General features: G+C 42.5%; 18 protein-coding genes and 1 tRNA gene. 12 read left to right on the top strand and 7 right to left on the bottom strand.

Annotation, left to right across the window (positions count from 1 at the left end):
- Positions 1-21: 21 nt before the first annotated feature.
- Together deoC and V7K76_RS07690 are read right to left on the bottom strand one after the other, a co-directional pair.
- Entirely contained in the window at positions 22-702 is a 681-nt protein-coding gene (gene deoC / locus V7K76_RS07695) for a deoxyribose-phosphate aldolase (RefSeq protein ID WP_334778460.1), read from the bottom strand.
- 170 nt (positions 703-872) lie between these two features.
- Entirely contained in the window at positions 873-2,048 is a 1,176-nt protein-coding gene (locus tag V7K76_RS07690; protein WP_334778459.1) for a DNA cytosine methyltransferase, read from the bottom strand.
- Positions 2,049-2,422: 374 nt separating this feature from the next.
- On the opposite strand from V7K76_RS07690, the gene V7K76_RS07685 reads away from it, so the two are divergent.
- From V7K76_RS07685 to V7K76_RS07660, 6 genes are all read left to right on the top strand, one after another.
- On the top strand, positions 2,423-3,697 hold the full coding sequence (locus V7K76_RS07685) for a glycosyltransferase family 4 protein (RefSeq protein WP_334778458.1): 1,275 nt from the start codon (positions 2,423-2,425) through the stop codon (positions 3,695-3,697).
- Positions 3,698-4,076: 379 nt separating this feature from the next.
- On the top strand, positions 4,077-4,205 hold the full coding sequence (locus tag V7K76_RS07680; protein WP_334778457.1) for a hypothetical protein: 129 nt from the start codon (positions 4,077-4,079) through the stop codon (positions 4,203-4,205).
- Positions 4,206-4,399: 194 nt separating this feature from the next.
- Entirely contained in the window at positions 4,400-4,858 is a 459-nt protein-coding gene (gene rsfS, locus V7K76_RS07675) for a ribosome silencing factor (protein ID WP_334768650.1), read from the top strand.
- Complete coding sequence (locus tag V7K76_RS07670; RefSeq protein WP_334778456.1) at positions 4,855-5,355, top strand: CGLD27 family protein; 501 nt, start codon at positions 4,855-4,857, stop codon at positions 5,353-5,355. Before rsfS ends, V7K76_RS07670 begins: the two co-directional genes overlap by 4 nt.
- A 130-nt stretch (positions 5,356-5,485) precedes the next feature.
- On the top strand, positions 5,486-6,439 hold the full coding sequence (locus tag V7K76_RS07665; RefSeq protein ID WP_334778455.1) for an asparaginase: 954 nt from the start codon (positions 5,486-5,488) through the stop codon (positions 6,437-6,439).
- A 46-nt stretch (positions 6,440-6,485) separates the two neighbouring features.
- A tRNA-Met gene (locus tag V7K76_RS07660) sits at positions 6,486-6,562 on the top strand.
- A gap of 90 nt (positions 6,563-6,652) precedes the next feature.
- Here V7K76_RS07660 and V7K76_RS07655 read toward each other — a convergent pair.
- On the bottom strand, positions 6,653-6,829 hold the full coding sequence (locus V7K76_RS07655; protein ID WP_334778454.1) for a hypothetical protein: 177 nt from the start codon (positions 6,827-6,829) through the stop codon (positions 6,653-6,655).
- Positions 6,830-6,836: 7 nt separating this feature from the next.
- Positions 6,837-7,148, bottom strand: a complete 312-nt coding sequence (locus tag V7K76_RS07650; protein ID WP_334778453.1) for a hypothetical protein — start codon at positions 7,146-7,148, stop codon at positions 6,837-6,839.
- 60 nt (positions 7,149-7,208) lie between these two features.
- On the opposite strand from V7K76_RS07650, the gene V7K76_RS07645 reads away from it, so the two are divergent.
- Positions 7,209-7,349 (top strand): hypothetical protein, encoded by a 141-nt coding sequence (locus tag V7K76_RS07645; protein WP_334778452.1) that lies wholly within the window; start codon positions 7,209-7,211, stop codon positions 7,347-7,349.
- 42 nt (positions 7,350-7,391) lie between these two features.
- Complete coding sequence (locus V7K76_RS07640) at positions 7,392-8,849, top strand: YcjF family protein (protein WP_334778451.1); 1,458 nt, start codon at positions 7,392-7,394, stop codon at positions 8,847-8,849.
- Positions 8,850-9,228: 379 nt separating this feature from the next.
- Here V7K76_RS07640 and V7K76_RS07635 read toward each other — a convergent pair whose 3' ends face one another.
- Positions 9,229-10,278, bottom strand: coding sequence for an anti-sigma factor antagonist (locus tag V7K76_RS07635; RefSeq protein WP_334778450.1), 1,050 nt, complete (start codon positions 10,276-10,278; stop codon positions 9,229-9,231).
- Between the two features lie 113 nt (positions 10,279-10,391).
- Between V7K76_RS07635 and V7K76_RS07630 the strand changes: the two genes are divergently transcribed.
- Together V7K76_RS07630 and V7K76_RS07625 are read left to right on the top strand one after the other, a co-directional pair.
- Positions 10,392-11,666: an RNA-guided endonuclease InsQ/TnpB family protein gene (locus tag V7K76_RS07630; RefSeq protein WP_334778449.1), complete on the top strand. Its 1,275-nt coding sequence runs from the start codon at positions 10,392-10,394 to the stop codon at positions 11,664-11,666.
- A 232-nt stretch (positions 11,667-11,898) separates the two neighbouring features.
- Positions 11,899-12,696, top strand: coding sequence for a 7-carboxy-7-deazaguanine synthase QueE (locus tag V7K76_RS07625; protein WP_334778448.1), 798 nt, complete (start codon positions 11,899-11,901; stop codon positions 12,694-12,696).
- Between the two features lie 189 nt (positions 12,697-12,885).
- Here the strand turns inward: V7K76_RS07625 and V7K76_RS07620 are convergent, their stop codons facing one another.
- A complete protein-coding gene (locus V7K76_RS07620; protein ID WP_179066624.1) occupies positions 12,886-13,530 on the bottom strand; it encodes a DUF3318 domain-containing protein in 645 nt (214 codons plus the stop codon).
- Positions 13,531-13,608: 78 nt separating this feature from the next.
- The gene (locus V7K76_RS07615; RefSeq protein WP_334778447.1) at positions 13,609-14,166 is read right to left on the bottom strand and encodes a hypothetical protein; all 558 of its coding nucleotides are present in this window, start codon (positions 14,164-14,166) and stop codon (positions 13,609-13,611) included.
- Between the two features lie 607 nt (positions 14,167-14,773).
- Here V7K76_RS07615 and V7K76_RS07610 point away from each other — a divergent pair.
- Positions 14,774-15,853: an amino acid ABC transporter substrate-binding protein gene (locus V7K76_RS07610; RefSeq protein ID WP_334778498.1), complete on the top strand. Its 1,080-nt coding sequence runs from the start codon at positions 14,774-14,776 to the stop codon at positions 15,851-15,853.
- 108 nt (positions 15,854-15,961) lie between these two features.
- Positions 15,962-16,888, top strand: a complete 927-nt coding sequence (locus V7K76_RS07605; RefSeq protein ID WP_335029740.1) for an amino acid ABC transporter permease — start codon at positions 15,962-15,964, stop codon at positions 16,886-16,888.
- The last annotated feature ends 23 nt before the right edge of the window (positions 16,889-16,911 follow it).

Below are 16,911 nucleotides of genomic sequence, written 5' to 3'. Positions count from 1 at the left end.
CAAATGACAAAGGACAAATGACTATTCACCCTTTCCCAGGTTATCGCGCTGGCGGAGCAAATCCATACCGCGAGATGTGCCTAATCTAGTAGCACCAGCTACGATTAAGTCTAGGGCTTGATTGATTGTGTGGATACCACCCGAAGCCTTAATTCCCACCCTTTCTTTTGCCAATTCCTGCAAAAGTCGTACATCTGCCACAGTTGCACCACCATTCCAACCAGTACTAGTTTTTAAGAATGCCGCTCCCGCCTCCATAGCTATTTCAGCAGCTATTTTTTTCTCCACATCCGTCAACAGGTTAGTTTCCAAAATTACCTTGACCGTTTGCCCAGTCTCTTCGCAAATTTCGGCAATCTCCCGGTGGACTTCTTCAGTTTTGCCAGCTTTCAACCAACCCAAGTTCATTACCACATCCAACTCAGTGGCCCCACTATCCGCCGCTTCTTGAGCTTCATACAGTTTCACTGCTGAAGTCGTTGCACCAGAAGGAAAACCGATCACCGTACAAACTTTCGGGTTTTTACCGTGGAGGAGTTCGACTGCTTGCTTGACATTAGCGGGAAACAGACAAACCGCCGCGAAGTTGAATCTATATGCTTCTTCACACCATTGCTCAACCTGCTCTGGAGTAGCTGTTGGCGTTAACAGGGAGTGATCGATAAATGGCGCAATATCAATATTTGGATAGTCTGCTGCCATCGTGTCTTCTGCCAGTGATTGATTATTAAACTTTATAAAAAATTAAAACATTTCTTATATATATATTAAACCACATTTATTACGAGTTTATCCTGAAAACAAGCTGCTGAATTGTCTTGAATATCAGCTTTACAGATATCCCAGAATTACTGTAAGTATTTAAGTTGACGTTAAGTGGTAGTAATATTATGAATGCCAACAGTATTTTTCACACTGGTTTCTAAGAAGTTAATAATAGTTTGAGCTAATGCCTTTGATGCTAAATATGGGACACCATTACCAATAGTTTTAAACATATTTGTGAGCGACATATTCTCTGGAAGTATAAAGTTTGCAGGCAAAGATTGGATAGCTAAAGCTTCTGCTACAGAAATCCGCCGGACTTTGTAAGGATGTAAATGTACTTCATTATTTCCATAGCAAGCTGTTGGAGAGTAACGCCATCTATGCAGACGTTTGAAAGATTTCCTGGAATTATCTCCTTCTTGAACAGCAGCAAATTTTGTCATACCTGCCCTTGGTTGAAAATAGTGTTCAGCATTGGGGTGATTCAGAACGTTATTTTTTCTAAACCAGTATTCAACTGTCAGTTCTTCAGGTATGCCATCAGGACAAGGTGTTAGAGAATTTTCTTTGAATGGTTCACACTTACGCCAAGGGTAAGCAAAAACATTTTCTTGAGGATATAAAATAGAATTATTCCAAGGGAAAGTTTCTTCAGAAAGTAATTTTTTATCAAATGCGATTTTCATTTCCTGAAGAAAACTATTTTTGAAACCAATTAGGATAATTCTGTCTCTATTCTGGGGTACGCCGTATTCAATAGCATTAATTAACCGCTCTGTTAATATATAGCCTGCTGCTTGTAATTGTTGCTTGAGCGATTCAAAAAATAAACGGTGTTTTGCCGTTTTCCATAAACCCTTAACATTCTCAAATAAAAAAAAATCAGGAAGATTGCGGCAAATTAATTCAACGTAAGAAGCGGAAAGCTTGCCATTGTCTCCTAAACGTCCTCTATTTTTTCCACCAATAGAAAAATCAGGACAGGGAGGCCCGCCGATGAAACCAATTATATGATGAGATTTGCGGCAGTCGTTGACTAATTCTTGAAGGCGTTGTGCTGCTTTTCCAGTAATAAGATTTGTTACATCGGCGGCTTCACCGTGATGATATCCATATTTAGGCGATCGCATTTTCAGAACTTCCCGTGAATGGCGATAGGCGGCGATGAATGGGGCGAAGATTTCATTGACATAAACAATATTAAAACCGCTAGTTTCAAAACCTAAATCTAGGAAACCTGAGCCAGCAAAAAAAGAGAAAATACAAGGGCGATCGCTCATAAAATTACTAGTATGATAAAACAGTATTCATTAATATCAAATATTAATAAAATTGGTTATATCCTTTCTTCCAGAGGAAATTAATACTAACTATCCCAATTTGGTCTTAAGGGTCGGCAAACCCTAATATACTTAGGGTTTCTACGTAAGTAACAATCAAAAACGAACAATTGGAAGACTGCTTAAATAGTAAAAAAAATTCACACTTTCTCTAAGTATCTCATATTGAAGTTTACTCAATCTTTAAGGAAAATCCCTGACAGAAAAAGAGTCTGAAGTCACAATTAAATATAGGAGTTACCAAGCTCCAAATAATGTTTCGGACAAATATTTTGTCATTAAATAAAAACCGGGGTACTTCGGACTAATTTTTTATGCGGATTTTAATTTACTCCTACAACTACTATCCAGAACCAATTGGTATTGCCCCACTGATGACTGAATTAGCAGAGGGACTAGTGAAGCGTGGACATGAAGTGCGCGTAGTAACTGCTATGCCTAACTACCCCGAACGTCAGATTTACCAAGAGTATCGGGGCAAGTGGTATGTCAACGAATACAAAAATGGCGTTCAAATTCAACGCAGTTACGTTTGGATTCGTCCACAACCCAACCTATTAGATCGGGTGTTATTAGATGCTAGTTTCGTTGTCACTAGTTTTCTACCCGCCCTCATCGGTTGGCGTCCAGATGTGATCCTCTCAACATCACCATCATTGCCAAGTTGTGTACCAGTTGCTCTTTTAGGATGGTTACGTGCTTGTCCTGTGATTTTAAATCTACAAGATATATTACCAGAAGCAGCCGTCCACGTCGGTCTACTTAAAAATAAATTACTCATCCAGTTGTTTACATTATTAGAAAAATTTGCCTACCACACTGCCAGTAAAATTAGCGTTATTGCCGATGGGTTTGTGGAGAATTTACGAGCTAAGGGTGTAGAAGCTGACAAAATTGTGCAAATCCCCAACTGGGTTGATGTAAATTTTATTCGCCCTTTGCCTAAAGAAGATAACCCTTTCCGCACAGCCCATAATCTGAATGGCAAATTTGTAGTACTTTATTCTGGTAATATTGCCCTCACCCAAGGTTTAGAAAGCGTCGTCAAAGCTGCTTCTGTATTGCGCCATATCCCAGATATTGTCTTTGTCATCGTTGGCGAGGCCAAAGGTTTACAGCGATTGCAACAGGAATGTCTAGACTGCGGCGCAGATAATGTTTTGCTATTGCCATTTCAACCCCGCAAAGATTTGCCACAAATGTTAGCAGCTGCCGATGTTGGCTTGGTGGTGCAAAAGAAAAATGTTGTATCCTTCAATATGCCATCAAAAATTCAAGTGTTACTTGCCAGTGGAGGGGCCTTAGTTGCTTCTGTCCCTGACAATGGTACGGCAGCAAGAGCCATCAGGCAAAGTGGCGGCGGAGTTATCGTTCCTCCAGAAGATCCCCAAGCTTTAGCGATCGCAATTTTAGATTTGTACCAAAATCCCGAAAAAGTCAAAACTCTGGGTTACAAAAGTCGCCAATATGCTGTTGAGCAATATTCTTTTGAGCAAGCTTTAAATCAGTATGAGTCCTTATGTTACTCATTGATGGCAAATCGTCGAGCAATTCAGTCTACAGGCATAGTTACGAAACAAGAAGTTTAAGCTTTGCAGCAAAGTTACATTGCATCTGTAGCAATTGCAATTATGCCCTCAAATCTAGGTAGCAGGAGATTTTGAGGGTAGCTAATTTCATTAGGAAACATACAGCAATAGATAAGCAGGTTTTTAGGTGTATTGTTAAACTAAAAATCCCACGGCTTCACTTCATTCAATCCGTGAGTAAACCAATTTGTTATCCATATATGGAGACTTTTTAGTATTTTTTAATACTAATTTTTCCGTATACTACTCGTACTTTTGGTAGATTCAGTTATGAGTATGCTGTATTGGCTCGTAGTTTTTAGCAGGCAGTCTAAGTCTAAAGCCTAGATTTAGCGTTACCTGCGAATTACTAGCCTGACATCACATATTATGCTGTTTGATGAATCTGCGATTATTTTCGCTGTCAATTATTGCTGGAAAGCTATTGGTTGATTTATCGCTGCACAATAACCATCGGCAATCAGCAGTTGCGGATGTCGAAATCCAAACAGCCATTCAAAATCAATGAAACGCTTACACTGTATTAATTTTGAATTTTGAATTTTGAATTTTGAATTCCGCCTTGCGGTACTAGCCCCATAGACACCTGTTTTTTTGTTAGTATTCAAAAAAACCTATTGACACATTTGTCAGATCAATTGTTTGTTGTTTGTAAGTAAATGTCAACAATTGTTTCAAAAGGAAGAAAGCACCTGAGGTTTAATGACTGATTATTTCCAAGGAAATTTCCCATTGCAATCTGTCCCACTGACGAAGAGTGCGGTAATAAGCCACGGCCAAACCGAAGAGGCAAGCAGAGAATTAGCTGCAACGATCGCGGTTGCAGCATCAGATCGTAAAGCAGGTGAGATATTATTGCTCAAAGTAGCAGAGGTATCTTACCTGGCTGATTACTTTGTGATGATGACTGGTTATTCAAGGGTACAGGTCAGGGCGATCGCTCAAGCAATTGAAGGAAAAGTCGAAACTGAGTTGCAACGCCGTCCTTTAAGGACAGAAGGAAAAGTCGAGGGGAGTTGGGTACTACAAGATTACGGTGATGTGATCGTTCACATTATGATGCCCAAGGAACGGGAGTTTTATAATTTAGAAGCGTTCTGGATTCATGCAGAACGTATTTCCCTTCCAGAATCAGACGAGGGTGAGGGTAAGCCAACATGATTAGGTCTTCGGTTTCTAATTGCCCAGTTCCTACAGACCAACAACCGCTCAATGAATACGAAGAGTTAAAAACTTCCTGGCTGTTTCGTGATAGTACTCTAGATTGGCGCGAGTATATCACGAAACTCTTTTGGATTTGGGGTTTATCTTGGTTATTCGCAGGGCCCATAGCTGCGGCAAGTTTTCCCCCTCACAAGTATATTGCACATTTTATTCTCTGTGGTGCAGCCGGAGCGAGTGTCGGGTTAGTACTAATACTGGTAAGGTTGTACTTAGGTTGGTTCTACGTGTGCGATCGCCTTTGCAGTCCCACAGTATTTTATGAAGAGTCAGGCTGGTACGACGGCCAAACTTGGACTAAACCACAGGAAGTTCTCAACCGCGATCGCTTAATTGTTGCATACGAAATCAAACCCATTCTGCGACGGTTACAATTTACCTTTGCTGGCTTGGCGGGAATGTACGTTATTGGTACTATAGGTTGGCATTTGTTTTAAAAAGTCATTAGTCATTGGTCATTCGTCATTAGTCATTAGTCATTAGTGAATAAACAAATGACTTATGACAAAGGACAAAGGACAAAGGACTAATGACTAATTAATTAAAAAAGGTGATAAATATAAACCCATGACAATGGGAAAACGAACTCAAGCCGCAGCACTGGAAGTCCGGTTGCTGCGAGAAGGTATTATTGAATCCAGGCATATAGTCCAAGCTGTTGTCTGCGACGAACGAGGACGGGTTCTCACCGTTGCTGGAAATTCTGAAACTGCTGCGTTTATCCGTTCAGCCCTCAAACCATTTCAGGCACTTGCTGTCACCACCACAGGTACACTGGAACGCTATCAACTCAGCGATCGCGACTTAGCAATTATCACAAGTTCCCATAAAGGAAGAATCGATCAAGTCCGACAGGTATTTAACATCCTTTGGCGGGCGGATCTTGACCCGACTGTACTCCAGTGTCCAATTCCTGAAGGTAAGCGGAGTGCTTTAGAATACAATTGCTCTGGAAAACATGCAGGAATGTTGGCCGTTTGTCAGCAACGCCATTGGCCCTTGAATAACTATTTGGAACGCAAGCACCCAATCCAGCAATTGATTTTGGGCAAAGTAGCAGAGTTACTGCGAATGCCAGCAGCGGAATTTATCAGCGCTCATGATGACTGTGGCGTACCAACTTATCTGATGCAACTCGGTCACATGGCATCTTTATATGCACTGCTAGCCTCTAGTACCAATTTGGATATGGAGCGGATTGTCCGTGCGATGACTCATCACCCCGCGATGGTAGCAGGAGATGGAGAATTTGATACGGAACTGATGCGCTTAACTCCTGGGGAACTGGTCAGTAAAACTGGTTCCGAAGGAGTGCAGTGCATTGGTAGACTCGGTGAGGGCTTGGGCTTGGCAATCAAAGTCATGGATGGGGCAAAACGCGCAAAATACGCCGTGGCGATTCACTTACTCCAGCAAATGGGTTGGATTACTCCCAGCGCCGCCGAAAGCCTCTCAGAAAAGTTTGTCACCTTAGGAAAATACAAGCGTTTAGAAGTAATTGGAGAATTATCGTTTTTGTAGTTGCCAAACTCTTGACTATAGGTTACTATAAATAAGTCAAGAGCAACGCGGGATAGAGCAGCCTGGTAGCTCGTCGGGCTCATAACCCGAAGGTCAGTGGTTCAAATCCACTTCCCGCCACCAAATAAAATATAAAACAAAACCCTACGATCAGTAAAGATTGCAGGGTTTTGTTTTATGCCAATTGTCAGCTACTTAGTCTTAAAATTAGAATTAGTCTACACGCGTGTAGTAATTATAGCTATGACAGAAATAATCACAGTAGCCCAAGCTGGCACGAAAGTAACCCCGATTAAGTAAAGTTCTTTCATCAACAATTACAGCTGCATAAACTACTGAACTTTCATTCAGTTTTGTTTTCACCTTGCTAATATAATCCTGGAGTTCCATCAGAAAATTAACTCTGAGTGGATGCTAATTGTTTTTGTGTATTATCCCATATTTCATAGAATACACTCCACTCAAAAAAGTCCATTGCATCTCCTAATTTACCAGCTTTAAATTGCTGGTAAAAACTGCTTGATGACATATCATATTGTGCTTCAAATATTTTTAAGCGATTCTCTAAGTCTAATATATCTTTCTGAATTGACTGAGGAACTTTTAAAGATGGCGCTGCGGCAGTAATTTTTGTTTCTAAAAGTTCGCGTTCTTCTTCAGATAAGGATAAAATAATCTGCGCTATACATTCAACTAGTTTTGTATTCATATTTATTTATCCTGTAAATCTTAGACTCTTAGGATAACTCAATGTTAGCTTAGTAAAGATTTGCGTAGAGTTGTAGCATTTTATGTTGAATTAGCTTGGACTACTGATCATAGTGAGGCTTGGGAGTTAATTTTACAAGCATCTGTAGGTAAAGAAAGTTGTGTTCGATCGCCTGTTAAATTCCCAGAAGCAGGTTTTTAATCTATTCTGGAAGAAATAGCCATCTAAAAGGCGCGGAGAATCATGGTTGTGAAGTTGCAGCGACCAATTTTAGTGGGAGGATTGGGACTGTCCTTTTCTTTGTGGATGTTGGACAGTTGGCACGATTCGATAGTGCAGGTGGGTGAGTTTGGTTTGTTGAGTGCTTTAGCTGTAGGCGGTGGTTTGTGGTTATTCCAGCAAAATCGCTCGAAAGACAGTTTGGAGCCGCTAAATGGTATGGTTGTGGATCGGGCGACTGTGGAAAGTGCGATCGCTAAAACTGAAACTGTAATTAACCAACTGGCACAAGAATCAGAAAACCATCCGGCGTTACAAACACTGCGAGAACAAGTTAACCAACTATTGTTGGAATTAGACAGACAAGAAATTAAAGTTGCTGTGACTGGCGGTAAGTCAGTGGGTAAAAGCACTTTAATTCAAGTGCTAAAGCAAAATGTCGAGACACGAAATTTCGTGTCTTTACAAGAGACAGCACCTTTATTTAGAGAAGTGGGTGAAAATTCAGATGCAGCTATTTTGACAGAAGTAGCAAAATCAGATTTTGTTCTGTTCCTGACAACCGGTGATTTGACAGACTCAGAATTTCAAACCTTACAGCAGCTAAAAGCAGCAAATCAGCCCACAATCCTGGTTTTCAACAAACAAGACCAGTATTTAGCCGATGAAAGCGCCAGCATCTTGCTGTCATTAAAACAGCGAATGCAGGGGAATGTAGTTGCAACTGCGGCCTCTCCTATTGCTATCAAAGTCCGAAAGCATGAGGCTGATGGTGCTGTGCAAGAGTGGATGGAACAACCAGCAGCAGATATCCAGCGGTTAACTCAGCAGTTGGATGAAGTCTTGGTACAGCAAAGACAACGCCTAGTTTGGCTAACTACCATGAGGAAAGGCGGGTTGTTGAAAGCTGAGGCGAAAAACTGGCTGAATGGAACCAGACGCGATCGCGCCACCCCAGTTATTGAACAATATCAATGGATAGCTGCGGCGGCTGCCTTTGCTAACCCAGTCCCAGCCCTTGATATTTTGGCGACTGCGGCAATTAATGCTCAAATGGTAATGGATTTGGGTAACATCTATCAGCAGAAGTTTTCCCTAGAACAAGCACAAACTGTAGCTGGAACAATGGGAAGTTTGATGCTGAAATTGGGTTTAGTTGAACTTTCGACAAAGGCGATTAGTACTGTTCTGAAAAGTAATGCCGTTACCTTTGTTGCTGGTGGCGTAGTTCAGGGAGTCAGTGCAGCTTATCTGACTAGAGTCGCAGGGTTAAGTTTAGTTGAATATTTCCAACAGCAGGAAATAGCGATCGATTCTGGGACTGGTTTGAATTTGGAGAATTTGCGGCAAACTTTGCAAAAGGTGTTTCAGCAAAATCAGCAGATTGGTTTTTTGCAGGGATTTGTTAAGCAAGGCGTGAAGCGTTTGTTGCCAGAAGTGCAACAAGTTGAAGTAGTTGGTGTTCAGAAGGCAATGGGATAATCTCATACAGAGGATTAGCAAATTTTAGATTTTAGATTTTGGATTTTGGATTGAATGATTCAAAATCCAAAATTTTAACTTGTTGTCAAAGTCAATTTTTTGAACGTAGACGCGGAGAGGCTTGCTGCAGGCTACCGCATACTCCTACGGAGAAGCAAGCTACGCGCAGCGTTTCGTTAGAGAAGAACACAAAGAAAGAAATGCTTAACTTAACCGTATTGCAATCTAAAATCTAAAATCTAAAATCCAAAATTGGCTGACACTTGGGTAGTGCCGTAAATGAACCTAAAGTTTACCTAAGACTATTTTAGACTTGGGTGTATTTAAGAATATTGTGAGAATTGGAAATTACCAAAAAATTGTGAATAAGGGTAATTAGCTAAACAGCACCACTGTTTCTATTAAATAGAATAGCTATAGTTTTGAGAATTAGCTTTAAATCGTACACCAAACTCCAATTCTTTTGATACTGTAAATCCAGACGAATTACATCTTCAAAACTACGGACTGTAGACCGTCCATTGACTTGCCATTCGCCAGTCATACCGGGTTTCACATCTAAACGTTGCCACTCCGGTACTTCATAACGTTCCACTTCATCGGGTGTCGGTGGTCGAGTGCCTACTAAACTCATTTCTCCTTTGAAGACGTTCCAAAATTGCGGTAGTTCATCAAGACTAGTACGCCGTAAAAAGCGCCCTACCTTGGTAATTCTGGGGTCATTCGCATTCTTGAAAAAAGCACCTTGCACTTGGTTTTTAACTTGGGATTTCTTCGCTTCTGCATCCACACACATAGAGCGGAATTTCCAAATCTCAAACCGCTTTCCCATCCAGCCACAACGGGTTTGACTAAAGAAAATGGGACCAGGATCGTTAATTTGAATAGCGATCGCAATGGGAATAAACAAAACTCCTGTAATTAATAAACCGACTATTGACCCGATAATATCTAAGAACCGTTTCATCCAAGATGCCACAGAAGGGTGAGTAGCAGGTAACGGCTCTACTTTTCGGGGAGTTGTCTTCCGATTATGTACTAAGTCTTCTGGTTCTCTTAGCGACCCATCAGCCACAGATTCAAGGGGAAAAACTTGATCCAATCCCGTGAGTTTTAGGACTGCCATTACCTGAGGTGTTACATTCCGCAGTGTTAATGTAATCTCTTTTGCCTGAGCGGATTTAAAATTACTGACCAGGGCACCTAAACCACTACTATCCATAAAAGTAGTTTGGTGAAAGTCAATGATGATGTGCTTGGGATGTGAATTGGTCTGGATTAAGCCTTGGCAGGTTTGCTTAAAGCCTAAAGCCTCCAGTACGCTTAACCGCGTCGGCACCTGCACTATAGCGGTGTCGTTTAGGGAATTAACTGGAAAATCGACCTCTGTCGGTTGGCTAGTCATGAAGCTCTGCACTTTCGTTGCCATAAGAAATAACTGATACGTTTGGGAACTCCGTCTGTTTAGAGCGGAGCGGAAAAACGAACAAGCGGTTAAAACCGCCTTGCCGCTATAATGGTTGCTATGTAGCGGCAGCCATTATGCTTTTGACTCAAACCAATCGGCTCGATTTGAGTCCAGCAGAGTCTGACATCCTGAAACAGCTTTGCCATTTGAACAAAAATATGTTCAATGTGGGGCTGTATAACGTGCGTCAGTACTTCTTTCAAGAGCGTCGCTATCTGCGCTATGAGGGCAATTACCACCATGCCAAGGGTAATGAAAACTATGGAATGCTTGCAACTGATATTGCCCAGCAAACCCTGAAAATTGTTGACCGTTCGTTCGGTTCGTTCTTCAAGTTGCTTCAGATGAAACAACGGGGAGAATACACCGCTCAGGTCAGCATGCCGCATTACTTGCCCAAAGACGGGCATTTCCTGCTGGTTATTCCAGTCAGAGAGCGTGATTTGACAACGCGACTGCCCAAGAAAAACTGGCTGTTTACCGTGCCTTCCTCTCGCGCCTTTCGACGTGAGCATGGCGAGGTGAGCTTTGAGATTCCAGAGATGCTTAGAGGCAGAACGATTAAAGAGATTCGCATCCTGCCCAAACTGGGTGCGCGATTCTTTGATGTGTCTTATGTCTATGAGGCCGCGCCAGAACCGCAGGTTGAACAGACTGGAGCTATGCTTGGCATTGACTTTGGTTTGGAGAACCTGGCTACCTGTGTCAGCAGCACGGACAAGTCGTTCATCATCGACGGCAGAAGGTTGAAGTCGCTCAACCAGTGGTACAACAAGGAGAATGCTCGTTTGCAGTCTGAAAAGGACAGGCATTACATCAAATCTTTGACACATCGCCAAGCTGCGCTCCTTGATAACCGTAACCACAGGGTTAACGACTACCTGAATAAAGCGGCTCGGTACATTGTCAATTGGTGCCGAGACAACCGCATTAGCAAAATTGTTGTGGGTTACAACCCTGACCTCAAGCAAAGGGTCAATTTGGGCAAACGCAACAATCAAAACTTTACCCAAATCCCGATATACACGCTGAATCGCAAGCTGCAAAGCCTCTGTGAGCGTTACGGGATTGCAGTGGCGCAACAGGAGGAATCTTACACAAGCATTGCCTCGTTTCTGGATGGTGACACTGTGCCTGTCTGGAACGCTGACAACCCAGCCAAATATACGTTTAGCGGCAAACGTATCAAGCGCGGCTTGTACCGTACCGCTCATGGATGGTTGGTCAACGCTGATTGCAATGGGGCTAGCAATATTCTGGTCAAGCATCTTAAAAGTAGCCTGGATGAACTTCGGTTCGGACTGGGTAGGAGCGCTTTGGCAGCGCCGTTAAGGGTGAAAATCTCTTAAGAATCTCTGTCTCTTTAGAGCAGGGAGTGTCAAGTATAATGTAATCTGCCAAACATTATTTTGTCCTACAAAATTACCTAACCTAAATATCGGAATCAGTAGTAATCAGGACTAATTGCTATTTACCGGGGCTGAGATTGGAGATCGCTAGCGACGATTCACAATAGAACAAGAAGCCAAAAAATATCCTTGCTGTTGTGCCGACGCAGCGCGATCGCGTTGCTCTCATTTTATGATTGCTAAAAATACGGTTACACCTACCGCACGCCTGATTGAGGTCTTTTCTGCCATTCAAGGGGAAGGACTGAATGTAGGGACACGTCAAATATTTATTCGTTTTGCTTTGTGTGATTTGCGTTGTCAGTTTTGTGATAGCGCCCACACTTGGAATGCACCTGATACTTGTCGGATAGAGCGATCGCCTGGATTGCGCGACTTTGAAATCCACTCTAACCCTGTCCCATTACCCATATTACTCGAATGGGTGGAACAGCAAAATCTACCTTGTCTACACGATAGCATTAGCTTAACTGGAGGCGAACCACTTCTTCATGCCCCGTTTTTAACGCAGTTTCTACCCCAAGTGCGAGCCATAACTGGCTTACCTATATACTTGGAAACTGGCGGACATCGCCCAGAACAACTAGCAATGATTCTCCCCTACTTAGACTCCGTAGGGATGGATTTCAAATTGCCCAGTGTTAGCGGCGAAAGTCATTGGCAAGAACATAGTAAATCTCTCCAGTTATGTTATGACTCATATTTAAATGTTTTTGTCAAGATAATTGTGTCTCAAAACACAGATCCCGCCGAGTTGGAACGTTCAGCTTCGTTGGTGGCAGAGGTTAGTCCAGATATCTCAGTATTTTTACAACCTGTTACGCCTTTGGCAGTGTCAGAACAATTTTCCTCAATCCCTGTACTAGCGCCTTCCAGCGATCAAGTTTTGACCTGGCAAGCTTTGATGAAGGGGTTTATCAAGCATGTGCGTGTGATCCCCCAGACGCATAAAATGCTGAACCAGTTGTAAAATTTGATTTTGATAAAGATGTAGTCAAGAAAAAAGTAAGATTTGGTGAGGCTGTTACAGGCAATCTAATTAGCTCAATCAAAAGACCTCTCCCTGCTTTTACTGCGTAAAACCGTCCCTCTCCGAATCGGAGAGGGATAGATTTTAACAGGTAGGGAAGAGGTTCATCGAACTCAGGTTGATTTGTTTTTACAGTGAGTCCTCATCTGGAGTTTTAGATTTAGCTTTTGCCTTATTAGCACTGCGTTTGAGGGCAGAGAGTCTTGCTTCGTATCTTGACCGTTGGCGCTTACTAGGAGTATTGTCAATCAGGGTTTTTAAGGCGCTACCAAGACTCTTGTAGGCATTGGGGAGGCTATAACCAAAACGAGTTGCCAATGCGATCGCTTTCTCATCAGCATTGAGCAATTCTCTTAGTTGTTTTTCCCCATTATTCTTTTGGTACAGTCGCCAGCCTGACACACCACAAAGCGACAAAGCTAACACCAGCAGCAATCCATCTTGTACCCACAATTCGCCTACAGCACCACCTAAACCGATGGCTAGTGCTGCCATTTCCCAACCATCTTTGGGAATTGTGTCATTTTGAACGCGAGCAACTTCATGCCAGAACAGCAGATTACGCTGATCCATTGCGAGGGCATCCCATTTCACCAAGTCAATTTGAATTTCTACCTGGTCTTTACCAATTTCTTCGCAGCGAACCAGGGGTGGATTGACTTCAGTTGTGCCTTCAACCGTAACCCAGCTTTGCAATTCTGGCGGTAATAAGCCTTTCAACCGCCGTAGTTCACTCATTTCCGCTTTGGCAGAGGAGGTTGCGTAGGATGTCATAATATCCAGCCCCAGAAAATTTCATGTATATAGTGAGGGTATCACTTTGGAGTATAGCTATTTAAGTGATGATCCGTCTCACTCACTAGGAAAACTTCCTCGCTTTTTTCGCGCTTCCATTGCTTTTTCTAGTAAATCTAACAATCCTGGGGCTTCTTCTTGGATACTGAGTAACAGTCTTTCCCCAAGTTCTATATTCCCCGGATCAAGACCTGTTGCCATCACTTCTTTCAGGCGAGGTATCGCTATGCCATCCACAATCTGAATTAACCCACTCAGACAACGATGAAATTGCTTTTCTGTGAGAATCGAGTCTTCTAGAGGAAACTCAATAATGGCACGGATTTCGCCATCAGATGGGTCATATTCCCATTGCAACATTTTGGTTTCCCAAGAAATGGCAAGCATCGTCTGTAGGATAACTCCCTTGTGAGGATGGTCTTGGATTCCTGCCAGAACTTGAGGGGCAAATACCCGAAAAAATTTTCCCTCTTCATCCAACTGGACAACTATTAGGAAATCTTCTAGGTTATCAGCCTCCACACCTGTTATAATTCGGTCTTCTTCATCATCAAAACGGTAGTCCCAACCAAGGTTGTCTAAATAGTTGGCAATCTGTTCGAGGTTAGCTCCCATAAAAGCCTCATAAGGAACGTGGAGCAGTTGTTACCAGACCTAGTTTAACCTGCTAGGGGTAGTTGTTTGGGTTGGTGTGGATACTTCTGATTGCCTAGAAGTGTGCAAGGGGATTGGGTACTGGGGATTGGGCATTAGCAAAAATATCCCAGTCACTAGTCCCTAGTCCCCAATCCCTGAGTGTTGGGCATTGCAAAGATAAGAAAAATAGATGATCGTTCGGCGCTGTGAATGATATTTTTTGAAGGAATTTTGCTCATTCTTAAAGAAGCGATAATCACTATTTTTCAAATCTTAGCCAGTGAAGGATATAGCACTAACTCACTTAAGTTTTAATATTCTCTTCTAGGTTTAATGAGTGTATTGTTAGATCGAGTATGATGACATGATTTTTAATCAAACTGGAAAGCTGAAGCCAAGTTGACATAATTTACCCATAGCATTTGAGGCTTTTGAATATATAAGTAAAAACTTTAATTGCCGCTTTTAAAAGTGAATAAACATAGCACATAGGCTGGTACAGTTTTATATTACAAGCAACAAATTGTTTTCACGAAATGATTGTAGTGAGCAATACAATTCTTCGATCTAGTAATTTATGAAGTTCATGCGTAAATCAGCTTTAGTTTTTGCGATCGCACCTTTAGTTTTTGCGATCGCGGCTTGTGATGGAGATTCAGGACAAACAGCAAGTACACCTGGCACTCCAGGCAGTACTCCAGCTGCACCAGTAAATCAAAATCGCTGGAATAACATTAAAAGCCGTGGTCAGTTAACTTGCGGTGTCAGTGGTGAAGTGCCAGGGTTTAGCTTTGTGGGAACCGATGGTAAATACAGTGGCATCGATGTAGATGTTTGTCGAGCGATCGCCGCAGCTTTGTTTGATAAGCCAGATGCAGTAGAATTTCGCAATCTCAATTCCAAAGAGCGGTTTACAGCTTTGCAAACTGGCGAAGTAGACATTCTCAGCCGCAATACTACCTGGACACTTAGTCGCGCAACCACAGTAGGTCTAGAATTTGCACCTGTGGTCTTTTACGACGGACAAGCCATCATGGTTCGCAAAAGTAGTAACATTAAGTCCCTGGCAGACCTCAAGAATAAAGCCATCTGCGTTCAAACTGGAACTACTACCGAACAGAACTTAGCAGACCAAATGCGGAAAAGGGGCATCACTTACAAACCCGTTGTCTTTGAAGACGTTAACGTTACCTTTGCTACTTATACCGAAGGTCGTTGCGACGGGATTACAGCTGATCGTTCAGCATTAGTTTCGCGGGGTACAATTTTACCCAAACCAGAAGATAACGTGATTCTCAATGAAGTGATCTCTTCAGAACCCCTTGCACCAGCAGTTGCCAAAGGGGATGCTAAGTGGAGTGATGCTGTTAAGTGGGTGGTTTATTCTCTAATAAAAGCCGAAGAATTGGGCATTACTTCCCAGAATATAGGTCAGTTCGCTACTAGTACCGATCCAGATATTAAGCGCTTTTTAGGAACCGAAGGCAACCTTGGCGAAGGACTCGGCTTAACTAACGACTTCGCAGCCAGAATAATTAAGCACGTTGGTAACTACGCCGAAATTTACGATCGCAACCTCGGCCCCAAGACAAAACTGAATCTAGCTCGTGGTCAAAATCAACTCTGGAACAAAGGCGGACTGCTTTATTCTCCGCCGTTCCGGTAGAAGGGCAGGGGGCAGGGGAGGCAGGGGGCAGGGAGCAGGGAGCAGGGGAGGCAGGGGAGGCAGGGGAGGCAGGGGGAGAAATAATAAATGACTAATGACTAATGACTAATGACTAATTTAAAACCGTCTATATGGCGTGATGTCCGTTTTTGGAGGATTACTTTGCAATTAGTTGCTGTATTTTTAGCAGTAGTTGTAGTAGTAATACTGTGGAGTAATCTTAAGCGCAATTTGCGGCAATTGGGTATTCCGTTTGGATTTGATTTTCTTAAGCAACAAGCATCTTTTGATATTGGCGAGACGCTGATTAGCTACAAACCTACTGACACCTACAGTCGTGCTTTGTGGGTGGGGTTAATTAACTCCTTGCGGGTGGCGATCGCAGGGATTTTTCTCACAACCATTGTCGGGGTAAGTGCTGGGATTGCCAGACTTTCTGACAACTGGCTGGTGCGGAATATCACGATGGTTTATGTAGAGGTTTTCCGCAATACGCCTTTACTGCTGCAATTGCTGTTTTGGTACTTTGCTGTGTTTCTCAGTTTTCCCAAAACAGAAAATAAGATATCTCTTTGGGGTTTTATTGGTATTAGTCAAAATGGCTTACAACTTCCTTGGTTTACCCTATCACCAGAGTTTTCGACTTTGCTGTTGGGATTAACTTTCTACACAGGTGCGTTTATTGCGGAAATTGTGCGAGGTGGGATTCAATCAGTACCGAAGGGACAATGGGAAGCAGCGCGATCGCTAGGATTAAAACCAGGGTTAGTAATGCGGTTGGTAATTTTTCCCCAAGCTTTGCGGGTAATCATTCCACCGTTAACGAGTCAATATCTTAATTTGACCAAAAATACCAGTTTAGCGATCGCGATCGGCTACCCCGATATTTATTTTGTCGCCTCCACCACTTTTAACCAAACAGGGAAAGCCGTAGAAGTGATATTACTGATTATGCTCACCTATCTCACCCTGAGTTTGACTATCTCTGTAGTGATGAATTTATTTAATCGCAGCGTGCAAATTAAAGAGAGATAATACAATTTTAGATTTTAGATTTT

Origin of the sequence: Nostoc sp., assembly GCF_036917975.1 — a bacterium.
In the GTDB taxonomy this organism is placed as follows: domain Bacteria; phylum Cyanobacteriota; class Cyanobacteriia; order Cyanobacteriales; family Nostocaceae; genus Nostoc.
The sequence above is the reverse complement of the archived record's forward strand: the minus strand, read 5'-3'. Positions and strand labels throughout refer to the sequence as shown.